We start from the raw sequence: 15,328 nt of genomic DNA on the forward strand, positions 1-15,328 counted from the left end.
GAGAATAGCCAATTGGACCTATCCAATCGAATGATGGCCTAAGGGCTCCGACAAGGCTGAGCAATATTGCTCAACGGTGTGCCTCGGTGATGAAGTCTGCGGGTTCCCGCAGTTCGACTTGAACTCTTCGCAGAGAAGTGAGGCTCGCCACCGTGGTCAAAATTGCTCAGCGAACGCTATCCCAAGCTGTGTAGCTTCATGTCACCGGGAGCGTGAGAATGCTGAAGCAACTGCTCGCCGATCGTGAATGCGTTCCTCCGCTGGGCACCATTGATCAGCGATTGCGTCAGTGCAACATCAGCCGGCGTTCATTTCTGGTGTTCTGTACCAGCTTGATGGTTGCGGCGCCCTATGGGCTGGCGTTGACGGACAAGACCCGGCCTGAAGATGTTGCAGCCGTGCTGGGGAAGGTCATTCGGCCACCCGTCATCTGGTTACACTTCCAGGACTGCACCGGTTGCACAGAATCACTCCTGCAGACGTCTCACCCTGGCTTTGCCGATCTCATCCTCAACGTCATTTCACTTGAGTACCACGAGACACTGATGGCGGGCTCCGGCGCGCAGGCTCGGCAGGCGCTCGATGAGGCCATGCAGAGATACGCAGGCAAATACATCCTCGTGGTGGAAGGTTCGATCCCGATGGGGGCTCAAGGGATCTACATGAAGAGCGGTGGCCGCACTGCGATGGAGGTGCTGACTGACGTGGGTGGCAAGGCCGCTGCAATCATCGCGATCGGCTCCTGCGCCTCGTGGGGTGGCATTCCCTCGGCGGACCCTGATCCTACCGGCGCTGTGGGCGTCGCCGATCTGCTGCCGGACCATTCGATCATCAACATTCCCGGGTGTCCCCCGAACCCTTACACGATGCTTGGCGTGGTGCTGCAGTACGCAGCCGATGGAACCTTGCCGGAGACGGACGAACAGCGGCGGCCAAAGTTTGCCTTCGATCGCGATATCCATGAACATTGCCCGCGGCGCGCACACTTCGACGCCGGCAACTTCGTGAAGGTGTACGGAGATGCCGGCCACCGCGAAGGTTGGTGCCTCTATGAGATGGGTTGCAAAGGGCCAGACACGCATGCCGGCTGCTCGACGCGCCACTTCAATGAGATCCCCGATGTCTGGCCGATCGGAATCGGTGCACCCTGCATCGGCTGTACCGAGAAGGCCGTGGCATTCAAAGTTCCCATGTTCGAGGTGGTGCAGCTTCACACAATTGCCGCGCCTCCGACAAGCTATGCCTCCATCACGACGACGCGCGGAACGATAAGTCCTCTGGCCACAGGCCTGGTTGGGCTCGGGGTGGGAGTGCTGGCAACCGGCGGCTACGTTGCCTCGCGCAAGTTCTCGCGGAAGCAAGACGACGATGATGCACCAGGCGAAGACCCTGGTTCGCATGAGCGGCCCCAACCATGAATCTCATGGCCATCCCGATGTCGCGCCGACAAGCGTTCAAGGTGATGATCGGCTTTGGCGGTACGGTCGCCAGCGTAGTCTTGCCAAAGCCGGCGCTGGCCTCCCCGGAGGAGCATCCAGCGCATCCTGTGGCCCCGCCGGATGCTGTCGCCATGCTTTATGACAGCACCATCTGCACCGGCTGCAAGGCCTGCATGCCCGCGTGCAACGAAGCCAATGGCCTGCCCACCGATACGGTTCTCTCCGGCGGCATCTGGGACATGCCTACGGGGCTGAATGCAAAGACTAAGAACATTATTGAGCTGTATCAGGATCCGCAGTCGAACGAGTTCGCGTTCGTCAAGAAGCAGTGCATGCACTGTCTTGATCCCGCGTGCGTGACCGGTTGCCCTTTCGGATCACTGGTGAAGAGAGACCTGGGCGCGGTCACCTGGAATAGCTCGTTGTGCATCGGTTGCCGCTATTGCGAAGTGGCATGTCCGTTCGAGGTTCCGCAGTTTCAATGGGATTCGTGGAACCCGAAGATCGTCAAATGCGAGTTCTGCTACGACCAGCGTCTTAAGGAGAATCTGGAGCCGGCCTGCACGGCAGTGTGCCCAACCGGCGCCGTGATCTTCGGGAAGAGGGACGCGCTGCTGCACCAGGCCAAGGATCGGATCGCCGCAGCCCCAGGCAAGTACTTCGAGAGCCGTATCTACGGAGAACACGAAGCCGGCGGTACGCAGGTGCTCTATCTCTCGAATGTCTCCTTCCAGAAGATTGGTCTTCCCAAGCTCGGCCCCACCTCCATTGGTCACTATGCAACGAAGGTCACCTCGAAGATCTACAAGTGGCTGGGAGGCCCAATCCTGATGGCCGGCGTGCTGGGGTTTGTGATTCGACGCAACTGGAACCGGCATGAGTTGGAGAGGCTGGAGCACGAGAAGAAGACGGGGTATCCGGACCAGCTATGATCCCGACCCCCGCAAGTCCCGACGAGCGAGGCACGACCCTCATCAATCACTGGCAAACGGGCGTGCCAGTGACGCAAGGTCCTGTCCTTACGCCGCTGCTCTGCTTCCTGATCGCACTGGCAGCCATCGGACTCATTCTGGCTGGCATCCGCGTCGTGTCACCGCTCGCTCCATTCTCCGCAATGAACTCCGTTTACGCGTGGGGGATCTGGAAGACGTTCAACGTGATGACGCTGACCGCGCTCGGTTCGGGCCCATTGGCGCTGGGGATGGCTGCGTGGGTGTTCAACCGGCAGAAACTGCATGTGGTGATGCGCACTGCGCTTGTTTCGGGATTCCTCTTCTATGCGACCGGTCTCATCGCGCTAGGCTTCGATGTGGGTAGGCCCTGGAACTTCTACAGCGCCGCCATGCCCTGGCGCTGGAACAGCGAATCGGCGATGCTCGAAATCTCAATTTGCATGCCGCTTTACTGCGCAGTCTTCCTGTCATTCGAGATTCTGCCTCTCTTTCTCGAGCGCCTCTACTACACCGGCAATGAAAAGTCGCGAGCGTTCCTTCGTCATATCTCGCCGCGCATTCGCAAGGTATATCCCTACATGATCATAGGAGCGTACGTCATTCCACTGATGCACCAGTCTTCATTGGGTGGCCTGCTGCTTCTGGCGGGAGACAAGATCGATCCGCTCTGGCAGTCTCCCGCGATGCCTCTGCTCTATCTCGTCGCCGCGGCCCTTTGCGGCTTTGCCTTCACCACGTTCTTGCTGCTCATCGTCTGCCTGCGTTATGGGCGCAAGCTCGATACCGCTGTGCTGGCGGAGTTGGCAAACCTGCTCTGCGGCATGTGCTTTCTGTTCCTGGCGATTCGCGCCATCGACCTTGTGTGGCGGGGACAGATCCACGCAGCGTTCGCGCTGAACGAGATGAGCCTGCTCTTTCTGCTTGAAACATCGCTTATCTTGTTGCCAGCCGTTGCTCTTCGTTTTCGCCGCGTTCGCGAAACACCGCGTGCGCTGCTGAATACATCCGCCCTCGCCTGCGCCGGTGGTATGTTGTATCGGTTCATCCCCACGTCCATCGCCTACTCGCCCATGCGCAGTACCAGCTACTTTCCGTCAGTCCCTGAACTGGTGATGGCCGTTGGCTACATCTCGCTGGGCATCGTCGCGTTCGTCTTCGCGATCAACTACTTCGCCGTATTGCCCGGAGAGGCCAGCAGCTGGGATCATGCGTTTCGTCCGTTTGGATGGACGCGCCCAAGTTTGGCCAGAGCTGTGACTGTGAGCCCGGCAATCGCATCAGAGACAGGAGCTTGATGGCACGCATTTCTATCGACCCGGTGACGCGCATCGAGGGGCATCTGCGTATTGATGTCGAAGTGGATGGCGGCGTGGTCAACAAGGCCTGGGCCAGCTGTACGATGTGGCGAGGCCTCGAGACGATACTGCGCGGGCGCGATGCGCGCGAGGGCTGGGTCTTCGCACAGCGTTTCTGTGGCGTATGCACAACCGTTCATGCAGTCGCTTCAGTGCGGGCAGTAGAGGATGCTCTCTCGCTTGAGATCCCACCGAACGCCCAGTACATTCGCAATCTCATCCTCATCGGACATGCGCTGCACGATCACATCGTGCACTTCTATCACCTCTCCGCGCTGGATTTCGTGGACATCATGCAGATACCGAAAGCGGATCCAGCCAAAGCCGCATCCATCGCAGAGGCTTCGAGCTCGTGGGCAGGCAACTCTAGGACGGAGCTTGCAGCGGTGCAGACCAAGGTGAAAGGCCTCGTCGCCAGTGGTCAACTCGGCATCTTTTCGCATGGCTACTGGGGCCATCCCGCGATGAAGCTCAGTCCGGAAGTGAACCTCATTCTCTTTTCTCACTATCTTCAGGCGCTGGATTTCCAGCGTAAGTCCTGCCAGGTGGTTGCAATTCTTGGCGGCAAGACGCCACACATCCAGAACCTTGCTGTCGGCGGCGTGATGAACGCCATCAACCTCAACAGCCTCGCAACAATGAATATGGATCGGCTAGGCATGCTGCAATCGATCCTTGAAGACCTCATCCCATTTGTGCAGCAGGTGTTTCTCGCTGACACCTGCCTTCTTGCCGCGTACTATCCGGAATACCTGCACATTGGACGCGGCGTCGCCAACTATCTCGCTGTGCCCGATCTTCCGCTGGATGCAAAGGCAAGTAAGTTTGACCTTCCCGGCGGCGTAATCTTGAATGGTGATCTCGCAGGAGTGCGCCCTATCGTCAACTGGCAGGACACGGAGTTTCGCAAAGCCGTCACAGAGGACTCCACGCATGCCTGGTATCAAGGTGCCGGACCGCTGCAGCCTTACAAGGGCCAGCAGATCCCCGACTACACAGACTTCAGGGAAGATGCCAAGTACACCTGGGTAAAGGCGCCGCGCTACAACGGAAGCCCCATGCAGGCCGGCCCTCTCGCCAATGTCTTAGTGGGATATTCGAGTGGTCACAAGCTCACGCGCAAGTGGACGGACATCGCCTTCCAGCGAATCGCCGCGGTGGATGGGCTGAAGGTTACGCCCAACGATCTTCAGTCGACGATGGGCCGTTATCTCGCCCGTTCCATCCGTTCGGCGATGCTCTCTGACCTCGCCCTCGAACATCTGCAGTTGCTGACGACCAACATACTCAATGGTGATGACACCACCTATAACGCACCCCAGTTTCCCAAGGGAGAGATCATGGGAATGGGGATGCACGAAGCGCCGCGTGGAGCACTTTCGCATTGGGTCGTCATCGACAAAGGTTCGTTTACCAACTACCAGGCAGTTGTTCCCACGACCTGGAACGCGAGCCCCCGGGATGAAAACGGTGTTCCAGGGCCCTACGAGACGTCGCTGGTCGGAAGCCCTGTCGTCGATGCAGAGAAGCCGCTGGAAGTGCTTCGCACGGTTCATTCCTTCGACCCTTGCATGGCTTGTTCCTGCCACACAATGGACGCAACAGGAAACGAAGTGGCACAGGTGAAAGTCCAGTGACTACGATCTCCGTGATTGGACTGGGAAACATCTTCCTTGGCGATGATGGCTTCGGGCCGGTTGCCATCGAAAGCTTTCGTTGTGAGTACGAATGGCCTCCGCATGTGGATGTTCTTGATCTTGGAACGCCTGGGCTCGATCTGGCACCCTACCTCTACGACAAAGAGCTTGTGGTCATGGTCGATGCAGTCCATGCGGATGCGGCAGTGGGAACACTCTCGATCTTTCAGGAAGAGGACTTTGTCTCGCAACGGGCAAAGCTCCGCATCACCGGCCACGATCCGGGACTATGGGAGACGCTGGCACACCTTCGACTGGCCGGACATGCCCCTTCGGAGCTCATTATCGTGGGTGTCAATCCGAAAGCCTGCAATTTCGCTGACGGCATCAGCGACGAAGTTTGGAGCACGGCATCGCGTGCCTCCGAGATGATCGCGATCTTGCTTCTCGAACGCGGGATCGCTTGCTTCCCGCGTCGAAAGCCTGGGGTGCCCAACCTCTGGTGGTTGCGGATGCTATCGGCCGACAGTTCTGCGGAACTACCGGGAGCTTCTACGAATGCATGAGATCTCGATTGCCGAGAGTATTGTTCAGATCGCTGAAGCAAAAGCGCGCGAGCAGAACGCGCAATCGATCCAGATCATCAAGCTGCGACTGGGGACGTTTACAACAATCGTCCCTGAAGCTCTCCAGTTTGCCTTCGAGATCGCTCGCCAGGACACGCTGTCCTGCAACGCCCAGCTCGACATCGAAATCGTACCCATGACCATGCGCTGTGTCGTTTGCGACGCGACAATGCAACCCGTGTGCGGACTCTGTCTCTTCTGTGAGCAATGCGGCTTTCCGTTGAAGATCATCTCTGGAGAAGAGCTCCAGGTCGAGTACATCGAAGTGGATTCGGAGAAGGAGGAGGCACCATGGAATCGACGCCAGGACGAATTTCGGTCCAGACCCATGTACTGAACGCTAATCAACAAACAGCCGCGGCGAACCGCGAGCGATTTGCCACGGAAGGCCTGCTGGTGATGAACCTGATGTCAGCCCCCGGAGCTGGCAAGACGACGCTTCTCGAAGCAACGATCAAAGCCCTTCAAGGTCAATTCCAACTCGCTGTCATCGAGGGTGATCTGCAGACTGACCTCGACGCCCAGCGAATCGAGGCCCTCGGAGTCCGTGCATACCAGATCACCACGGGAACCGTGTGTCATTTGGATGCTCGAATGGTGGCGCGCGCGCTTGACGCATTTCCCATCAGCGGCCTGGACCTTCTGGTCGTCGAAAATGTCGGAAACCTTATCTGTCCTGCATCGTTCGACCTGGGAGAAGGCCTCCGCGTGGTGGTATGCAGTGTTGCGGAAGGAGCGGAGAAGCCAAAGAAATACCCTGTCATGTTCAATAAAGCCAATGTCGTCCTGATCAATAAGATCGATCTCGCTGCCGCATCGGGCGCGGACCTAAACGAACTCATGACCAACGTCCGAGACGTCAATCCCGATGCCACCATCTTTGCCCTTTCCTCACGGACGGGCGAAGGCATGGGGGCATGGATACATTGGCTTCAACAGGCGGTAGAACTCCGCGCTGTCCCAGTAATGGCCGGGATGTCATCGCGACGTCTCGGTCCTGCTTTGTAATGCACCAACGATGATCCGCAGGGGACGACTATGTGTCTGGCTGTGCCAGGAAAGATTGTGAGCATTCAAGTCGAAGAATACTTGGGCCTGCGACGAGGACAGATCGACTTCGGAGGCATTCGCAAGGAAGTGTGCCTTGACTACACGCCTGAAGCTCTGGTGGGAGACTTCGTTATGGTCCATGTCGGATTTGCCTTGTCGATTGTGAACGAAGTCGAGGCGCATCGGGTCTTCGCAGCGCTGCGAGAGTTCGATCTGCTTGAGGACCTCGAAACGCCGGGGGCAGGATAAGTCGGATGAGATACCTCGACGAGTACCGGGACTACGACTCCGTCCAGCGCATGGCACAGGAGATTCGCCGTGTCTCGAATCGCCCATGGACGCTGATGGAGGTCTGCGGTGGACAGACCCACACCATCGTCAAGAGCGGTCTACAGGAATTGCTGCCCGCATCGATCACTCTCGTCCATGGTCCTGGTTGCCCGGTCTGCGTCACTCCTATCTCCATGATCGATCGAGCGGTAGCCACGGCACTCTTGCCCGAGGTCATCCTCTGTTCCTTTGGGGATATGCTTCGTGTGCCCGGTTCTACGCAGAGCCTGCTCGACGCCAAATCTCTTGGCGCCGATGTCCGTATTGTTTATTCGCCCCTAGATGCTCTGAAGTTGGCTCGGTCCAATCCTCAACGCGAGGTCGTCTTCTTCGCGGTCGGCTTCGAAACGACTGCCCCAGCGAATGCCATGACGGTGTGGCAGGCTTGTCGCGAGAAGCTTTCCAATCTATCGATGCTGGTCTCGCACGTCCTCGTGCCGCCAGCTATGGAAGCTGTGCTCTCGTCTCCTCAATGCCAGGTCCAGGGCTTTCTCGCGGCAGGACACGCCTGCATGGTTACAGGCTACGAAGAGTACTTTTCGATCAGCCGAAGGTTTCGGGTTCCGATTGTCGTCACAGGGTTCGAACCGCTCGATCTTCTCGAAGGTGTGCTGATGCTGGTGCGGCAGCTTGAACACGGATGTGCCGAGGTCGCGAACCAATACACACGCGCTGTAGCAAGGGAAGGGAATCGGGCCGCACAAGAGAGGGTGTCTGAGGTCTTTGAGGTGACAGACCGCGCGTGGCGTGGCATCGGCGAGATCGCTGGAAGTGGATTGCGCTTGCGAGAGACCTACCGGAGCTTCGATGCCGAGGCGAAATTCGATCTGCAACTCGAAGACCCAACAGAGTCTCCGGAGTGCATCGCCGGCCTCGTCTTGCAAGGTCTGCGCAGGCCCTACGACTGCCCCGCGTTTGGCACGCGTTGCACTCCGGATGCCCCGCTGGGCGCTCCTATGGTCTCGTCGGAAGGTGCGTGCGCCGCCTACTTTCACTTTGGAAGGAGCAAGGACGATGCCGACCTTTACATGCCCGTTGCCGCTGCCAACCCGTGAACGGATTCTGCTGGCTCACGGTGGCGGTGGTCGACTGACAAATCAACTTCTCGAAGAGATATTCCTTCCTGCGTTCGCCAACACAGCCCTCGAAGCACGTCATGACGGAGCATTGCTCTCGGTAGGTGGCGCCAGGCTTGCCATGACGACCGACAGCTATGTCGTCCAGCCATTAGTGTTCCCAGGAGGGACGATTGGTGACCTCGCCGTCAACGGAACCGTTAACGATCTTGCGATGTGTGGCGCACGCCCCATGGCTCTCAGTGCCGGATTCATCCTCGAGGAGGGGCTAGCCATGGATACCCTCCGTCAGGTGGTTTTCTCCATGCGCGATGCCGCAATGATGGCTCACGTGCCCATCGTGACCGGAGACACGAAGGTGGTGGACAAGGGAAAGGGCGACGGGATCTTCATCAACACGTCAGGCATCGGTGTGGTGGTTGCGCCAGGACCGATTGGTCCCCAGTCCGTTCGAGCCGGCGATGTCGTCCTCGTGAGTGGAGATCTTGGAGCTCACGGAATCGCGATCCTCTCCGTGCGCGAAGGGCTCCAGTTCGAGGGCCCGATGCTCAGCGACACAGCGTGCCTCTGGCCCGCTGTCGAGGCACTACTCAGTGCCGGCATCGAGATCCATTGTCTGCGAGATCTTACCCGTGGGGGCTTGTCCTCTGCGCTCAATGAGATTGCTTCAGCCGCAGGACTTCACATCATGGTGCAGGAGGCTCTTATCCCGGTCTCGGCTGTCGTCCGAGGTGCGTGTGAACTGCTTGGCCTCGATCCACTCTACGTCGCCAATGAGGGACGCTTCGCCGTCTTTATCGCCGAGAAAGACGCTGACCGTGCGCTCACAATCCTTCGCGCACAAAGTGTCTCCGCGGGTGCCGTGCAGGTTGGCATGGTCCATGAACGAAAGTCCGATAGGAGTTCAGGGATCGTTACCCTTCGCAGCCGTATCGGAGGCCACCGGGTGCTCGACATGATGTCGGGGGAACAGCTTCCGAGGATCTGCTGATGATGTTGCTAGAACTCGTAGTGCATGGACAGAGTGACGATGTTGGCATGCATGTTTCTCGGTGCGCTCAATCCGGAGGATGGTTCCTTCAACCCGGTTGGTCCAATGAGCGTGGGAGAGTTGCAAGGGACGACTACCGAAGTCAGAGACGTTGAACTGCTGCAGAACGGTGCACCCGAAGGGCCACCCTCGCCGTAGCCAAAATAGTTGTACTCCGCCTTCCAGATCCAACCAGGCCGGATCGTCCAGGTTGCATTGAAGTAGGGAGACTGGTATGCCGATTGGAGAGAACCATTCACCTGCTGCGCGTTCGCGAAGAACTGGTTGCCGCTTACCGCACTGATACTGTAACCCGCCGCTAAGCGGATCATCGGCTTCGGGGAGAAGTTGGCGCCCACGGACGCATACTGGGTGGGTGCATCCATGAAGTCCTTGGTCGGTCCCCAGTCCGAGAGCACGGTCGTAGAGCCCCTGACGAATACTCCAGGACAGATATTTGGCGCACCGCTGCTGGTGGTGGAGGCCGTTCCGGGCAACGTTGCTGTGGCGCCATTCAGATAACAGGCATTCGTTGAGATATAGATGTCCGAGTAGTCATAGTTGACTTCGAACCCATAACGCTCGTTCGGTGCGACTGTCAGGCCCACGCCGGCATTTCGCGTGTGGTCGACATGCCCCAGGGGCCCATCGATCGGTGTGACACCGGTGTTGAAGGTGTTGTTGTGACGCTCCAGATCGTTCCAGGCTCCCGATATCGTGGCCCATGGCTTGAGCTTGTACAACGTGTGAAACCGGTAGTGCTTTGTTTGCCTGGGGCCAATGGGAGTCAACGCGTTGTCGTCATACAGCATCTCGACTGTCCCGTTGATCCTCCACTGCGCTGTAGGGCGCAGCGCGATATTCAGGATCCCGCCGTTCTCGTTGATGGTAATCAGCGAACTTAACGTGCCCGACCCGGCTGCCTGCACAATGCTATGCGTCCTGTAGCGGTAGGTGAGCGCGATCGTAGCTCGAGGCGAAGCTTCCCAGCTCACGGTCGCATTGTTCGTCAGGTAGCGCTGGCCGAAGTAACCATACAGAGGCGCACCATTGGGATTTCCTTCGATCGTGTAATTCGCTCCCGCCAGCAGTGGTCCAGCGTAGTTCACGGTCTCATTGCCTGCGGTGGTTGGCACGTTCTGCGTGATACCCGGGGTGACGTTTGCACTGCCCGGCTGGTGCACGTTTGAGAAATCAAACTGATCGGAGAGGCTGATTCTCTCCGTTGCCTGCCAGGTGATGCCGAGGTCTGAGCTTGCCACCCGCCTCTGCACCCTCGCATTACCCGTGAAGGTTGCATTGCGAATCGCTCCGTCGAGTCCCTGGAAGTTTTCGTAGTAGTGCGCGAGGTTGCTGTTCGCGATCGTGTACCCGAGGTCGCCGTTGACAGCGATATTCTTCAGGCTCGCACTCTGAAAGCGGAGCATCTCGGTGGGGTAGAGCACACGCGTCGGCTGGGAACGAAGGTAGCTCGTCACGACATCGCACGCCGGATTGATGATCGGCCGGCCGCCTGCGGTCTGCGCCGGCGACAGGATCGTGTAGTTGCTCGCGCTTGTGTACCCGCTGCCCATACTCGCGGTGTTGCATGAGGCAATGGAATAGGGCGACGCCGTTGCGTCCCAGTTACCAAGTGCAGCCGGCGTGCCGTCCGCTTCCTGCACGTTGAACTGGCCTGGCGCGATCGTGAAGTACGAATCGGCCTTGTAGTGGTCCACCTGTTCTTCAAAGGTGAGCGAGGTCAACCGCCACGGCTTCCATGTGATCGCTCCGAGGAAGTCATCGGTGCTGTTGCGCTGGTACTCCTGAAGCAGCAAATCGGATGTTCCGATGGAATACCCAGGGCTCAGACTCGGCCCTTGGAATATGTTTTGTGAATATCCCACCCGGAAAGAGACCTTTGAAAGCGGCAGAATCGTCAGGTTGACGTCTGTCATCCTGCGCACTGTATTGAACATAACGGGCGATTGATTCAGCTGCGGTTGGGGCAGTGAAGCCGTCGTTGGAACTCCAGCCGTCATTCCATACGCAGTCCCCACCCCCGGCGGAATACTGGGATTCGCAAGCAGATCGTAGTCGAAATATTGCCGGTCGCGCCGAAAGGTTCCACTGAACTCATAAAGCTTGCCCTTGGAAAACGATAGCTTGGCATAGTTGATGGGGTCGCCCCCAAAGCCATTGCTGAAGGCACTCAGCGAATCGATGAGCGCGTGCTTTGTGCCAGGGATCGCGCGCATCGAAAACGTCTGGCCGAGTACCCGTGGCCCGGAATGAAGATTCACAAGTGTGTCGTACATCGCACCACTGCCCGATACCCCCACCAGGTGCCCTCCAAGATCAGCCGACTGCCGGATCACATAGCCGTCCTGCTGCACCTGCTGTGCTGCGACAGGCGCGACAGCGGCCACTGGTGCGACTGGAGCGACTGGAGCGGTAGGGCCGCGCGGCACCGTTGCTGTTGGGGGCGCAGCCGGCTTCGATGCGGGCACCTTCAGCGAAGGCGTCTGTGCAGTCATGATCGCCACGCTCATCAACTGTCCCACCATGACGAGACTCATCATGATCGAACCCCAGCGCGCGCGCGTTACCCGGCATTTGTATCCCCGGCAGAGTCGGTCGATCTTCGTCATATCAAGCCTCGTCGGCGATGAAGCAGTGTTCTGTCGAAGTCATCATTCGACCCGGGAGTGCGGCCACGTCATCGTGCCGCCACCGTTACCGAATAAATGCCGGATTGACGTTAGAGCCATGGATCATGGTGTGACAGCCCACGCAGGATTGGACCTCGGCGGACCCAGCATTCATGCCATGGATGGTTCCAGCGGCAACCGGGCTGTGGCACTGGTTGCACATCTGGTTGACGTTGGGAACATTCAGCAGCCGCGCGTTCTGAGAGCCATGGGGTGTGTGGCATCCAAGGCAGCCTTCCGCCTTCACCGCAGCATGCTCGAAGACGAACGGTCCGCGCGTCTCCGTGTGGCACTTGGTGCAGATCATGTTCTGATCCGCTGTCGACCGTAGCTGGCTATTGCCAAAGGTCCCATGCGCGTCGTGGCAATCACTGCACTTGATCAGGCCTTCCTTGACCTTGTGATGAAATGGCTGACTGAAGGCGGGCTTCACGTCGGCGTGGCAAGTGAAGCAAAGCTGCGGCTGATCGACCTTCAGCAGACTTGCGGCGCCATCAAGACTCTTCGAGCTGCTGTGGATGCTATGGCAGCTCGTGCAGCCGACATCGGCTTTGCCGTGTGCAGAACGCATGAAGTTGGGGTGAGCTTCAGCATGGCAGGCAAGACATGTGCTATCGATCTGCTTCGCCGACATCTTACTGAGTTGCAGAATCTTCGTCGGGTCCCCGCCAGAATCAACGTGCGCTTGCCCTGGCCCATGACAGCCTTCACAGGTCACACCCTTGCCGCCGTGCATGAGAGCCAAAGCAGAATGAGGGTTTGAGGAGAACTTGTTGGCGACGTCCGCGTGGCATGTGGCGCAGGTCTCCGCTCCTGCAAAGGCTCCGGGAATTGCTGACGCTGCCTGATGACCCAACGTAGACGATTTTGTCTGTTGCCCTGCGGCAACCGTCGCGGAGGTCCAGAAGCCTGCGAGTGTCGCTAGCGAGAAAAGAACCAGGAGCAAGCGCCGCATCGAATCTCCTCAATGAGCCGTGTACAAGACCGAACGCCCGTACAGCGAGTCAAATGGGTCACCTTCGCCGAACAGTGGGAGCTTGCCAGGGCTTATGTCGAGTGTCTCGGACTTAGCCGAAGGAAGATGTATCGTTTTGCTCTATTCGAAACAAAGGCGCACCGATCCGCTGCAGGTAATGGCCGAAGGAAGACGCGGCTGCTGGCCAGCTCGACGTTTGCATCGGCAGAGGCGCTCAAGCGATTGCTCAGACGCCAACCGGCGTCGCTAAGTACCGGTATAGTGGATCACCTACGATGGCGAGTGTCGCCTTTGTTCGAACAGTTCGTGACATCGGACAGACGTAATCAACGTCGCCGATGGTGCTGTTCAGCGATTGACCAATTTCCGTACCGTTGACGTTCCACATCACATCCAAACAGGTCACTGCTCCGAAGAGGTTGGATGGAACGAGCGCGATCGGGACCTGCTTCAGAAATTTCGAGAGGCCAAGGATGCGGCCGCCGTCGCCCACAGGCCACCAAACCTAAACTTGCAAAGTGCATCGGGGAACCGCACCTGGTCAAACTGAGCCCCCGGGAAGCAAACGTGAGTGAGTGGCAGAGCTTGCAGTGCTATCGATGCTGGCAGCATCCCGCCGGCTAAGTGAAGCGTTGGTGTTTACACGAGACAGCACGGGGATACTTTAGGAGAAGCCGGACATGAGCATGGCGCTCTACTGCCAGACCGTTTTGCATCGTTGGATCCGGAGTAATTAGGAATCTTCCTGGTGGCGCGATTCCATAGGTTTGGTGGTACTCACAGGCTGGAGAGATTTCCGGAAGATCGGCCAGTAATGGGCGCCCCGCTCGACCTATCTTTGTTATGAATTGCCTTAGCGTCGTACCAATTTCGGCGGCGAGTTTTCCAGCAGAAAGTAACGGCTTTTGACGATGACTTTCTGCTGGTTCTTTAGGGTCTTGCGGAACTGCCAGTTCGCGCTGCCTGCCGTGATCTCCGCTTCCAGGCCAAGCGGAGAACCCGCGCGCCGTGGGACGGAATGTGTAGCCTGAGGATCAGGACATGGATCAAACGCGCCACGAGGGGGCCCTCGCTTGGTAGACTTCCGTCATGATTCGATCGCCTCAAAAGATTGCCGGGAAAAACGCGGAAAAAGCCGGAAAGCGGCGCGAGTACCCGACGCCAGCGTTGGAAAAGGGCCTGGACATCCTTGAACTGTTCGCGAGTACGCCGGAAGGTTTGACGGTTAGCGAGGTAGCTCGTTCGCTGAATAGAACCGTCTCCGAGATATTCCGGATGTTGCTGTGTCTGGAGCGGCGCGGTTACCTGGCCCAGTCCGAGAACAGGGAACGGTATCATCTGACGCTGCGACTCTTTCGGCTTGCGCAGGAGCATCCTCCGACCAAGCGATTGACGCTGGAAGCTCTGCCTGTGATGCATCGTGTGGCGTATGAATTGCGTCAGTCCTGCCACCTGGGTGTGGTTGATGGCGGACATGTCGTGATTGTGGCCCAGGTCGATTCGCCGGAATCTACGGGCTTCTCCGTCAAGATGGGTTCGAAGGTAAACCTGATGCATGCGGCAACCGGTCACGTCATCCTCGCCCACCAATCGGAGGACGCGAGGATGCGAGCGATTATGGAGTGGAGCCTCGAAACCAAGAAGGAGCGCCCGCCGGCAGATTTTGATGCGCACCTCAACAAGATTCGCGCTCGCGGCTATGAGCGTCGCGAGAGTTACGAGGTGACCGGAGTCGTCAACGTCAGCTTCCCGATCGTCAACGCACAGCAGGATGCGGTGGCAGGACTCACGGTGCCCTATGTAAAGCGCATCGAAGATAAGGTCGGTGTAGCGGAAGTGATCGAGGTGCTGCGCGCGGCGAGCGGGCGTATCTCGGAGGCCCTGGGAGCGCCTCCGAATCAAGGGCTTGCTCCACGTGTGAAGCGCTCGAAGAAGTCCCACCGGAGCACCTAGACCCGCGATCGAACTTTACTGATGCGAACGAGGTTGGTGTCCTGCCTGGGCTCGGCATCGCAATCTATGGCGATCGCGGCGACCGGAGCGTCACGCCAACCCGCAAATCCTCCGCGCGGCCAGTCATCATTCGTGATGACTGGCCGCGCGGGTGTTTAAACTGCTTCCTTGTTTCGCCCATTTGGGATGGGAACTCGTCCATCCCAAATGGGC

13 protein-coding genes are annotated in these 15,328 nt (G+C 58.4%); 11 read left to right on the plus strand and 2 right to left on the minus strand.

Annotated features, from left to right (window positions below):
• The first annotated feature begins 218 nt into the window (after positions 1-218).
• Genes C4S68_RS00150 through hypE form a run of 10 tightly spaced genes read left to right on the plus strand, consistent with a single transcriptional unit; the run spans position 219 to position 9,457 of the window.
• Positions 219-1,418 (plus strand): hydrogenase small subunit, encoded by a 1,200-nt coding sequence (locus C4S68_RS00150; protein WP_103931027.1) that lies wholly within the window; start codon positions 219-221, stop codon positions 1,416-1,418.
• Positions 1,415-2,371: a hydrogenase 2 operon protein HybA gene (gene hybA, locus C4S68_RS00155; RefSeq protein ID WP_103931028.1), complete on the plus strand. Its 957-nt coding sequence runs from the start codon at positions 1,415-1,417 to the stop codon at positions 2,369-2,371. The genes C4S68_RS00150 and hybA overlap by 4 nt, the downstream gene beginning before the upstream one ends.
• Positions 2,368-3,687 carry an NrfD/PsrC family molybdoenzyme membrane anchor subunit gene (gene nrfD / locus C4S68_RS00160; RefSeq protein WP_103931029.1) on the plus strand — a complete coding sequence of 440 codons (1,320 nt, stop codon included), beginning with the start codon at positions 2,368-2,370 and terminating at the stop codon, positions 3,685-3,687. The genes hybA and nrfD overlap by 4 nt, the downstream gene beginning before the upstream one ends.
• Positions 3,687-5,384, plus strand: a complete 1,698-nt coding sequence (locus C4S68_RS00165; protein WP_235011248.1) for a nickel-dependent hydrogenase large subunit — start codon at positions 3,687-3,689, stop codon at positions 5,382-5,384. The genes nrfD and C4S68_RS00165 overlap by 1 nt, the downstream gene beginning before the upstream one ends.
• The gene (locus tag C4S68_RS00170; protein ID WP_160114924.1) at positions 5,381-5,950 is read left to right on the plus strand and encodes a hydrogenase maturation protease; all 570 of its coding nucleotides are present in this window, start codon (positions 5,381-5,383) and stop codon (positions 5,948-5,950) included. The genes C4S68_RS00165 and C4S68_RS00170 overlap by 4 nt, the downstream gene beginning before the upstream one ends.
• A complete protein-coding gene (hypA, locus tag C4S68_RS00175; RefSeq protein ID WP_103931031.1) occupies positions 5,943-6,347 on the plus strand; it encodes a hydrogenase maturation nickel metallochaperone HypA in 405 nt (134 codons plus the stop codon). Before C4S68_RS00170 ends, hypA begins: the two co-directional genes overlap by 8 nt.
• Positions 6,302-7,018, plus strand: a complete 717-nt coding sequence (hypB, locus tag C4S68_RS00180; protein WP_103931032.1) for a hydrogenase nickel incorporation protein HypB — start codon at positions 6,302-6,304, stop codon at positions 7,016-7,018. The genes hypA and hypB overlap by 46 nt, the downstream gene beginning before the upstream one ends.
• A gap of 30 nt (positions 7,019-7,048) precedes the next feature.
• Entirely contained in the window at positions 7,049-7,309 is a 261-nt protein-coding gene (locus tag C4S68_RS00185) for a HypC/HybG/HupF family hydrogenase formation chaperone (protein ID WP_103931033.1), read from the plus strand.
• Positions 7,310-7,314: 5 nt separating this feature from the next.
• Positions 7,315-8,445, plus strand: coding sequence for a hydrogenase formation protein HypD (gene hypD, locus C4S68_RS00190; RefSeq protein WP_103931034.1), 1,131 nt, complete (start codon positions 7,315-7,317; stop codon positions 8,443-8,445).
• Positions 8,405-9,457 carry a hydrogenase expression/formation protein HypE gene (hypE, locus tag C4S68_RS00195; protein WP_103931035.1) on the plus strand — a complete coding sequence of 351 codons (1,053 nt, stop codon included), beginning with the start codon at positions 8,405-8,407 and terminating at the stop codon, positions 9,455-9,457. Before hypD ends, hypE begins: the two co-directional genes overlap by 41 nt.
• Before the next feature lie 8 nt (positions 9,458-9,465).
• Here hypE and C4S68_RS00200 read toward each other — a convergent pair whose 3' ends face one another.
• Together C4S68_RS00200 and C4S68_RS00205 are read right to left on the minus strand one after the other, a co-directional pair.
• Complete coding sequence (locus C4S68_RS00200) at positions 9,466-12,057, minus strand: hypothetical protein (protein WP_160114925.1); 2,592 nt, start codon at positions 12,055-12,057, stop codon at positions 9,466-9,468.
• Between the two features lie 154 nt (positions 12,058-12,211).
• A complete protein-coding gene (locus tag C4S68_RS00205; RefSeq protein ID WP_103931037.1) occupies positions 12,212-13,141 on the minus strand; it encodes a DmsE family decaheme c-type cytochrome in 930 nt (309 codons plus the stop codon).
• Between the two features lie 1,110 nt (positions 13,142-14,251).
• Here C4S68_RS00205 and C4S68_RS00215 point away from each other — a divergent pair.
• The gene (locus C4S68_RS00215) at positions 14,252-15,115 is read left to right on the plus strand and encodes an IclR family transcriptional regulator (RefSeq protein WP_103931039.1); all 864 of its coding nucleotides are present in this window, start codon (positions 14,252-14,254) and stop codon (positions 15,113-15,115) included.
• Positions 15,116-15,328 lie beyond the last annotated feature (213 nt).

This window comes from Bryocella elongata (genome assembly GCF_900108185.1).
Lineage (GTDB): Bacteria > Acidobacteriota > Terriglobia > Terriglobales > Acidobacteriaceae > Granulicella > Granulicella elongata.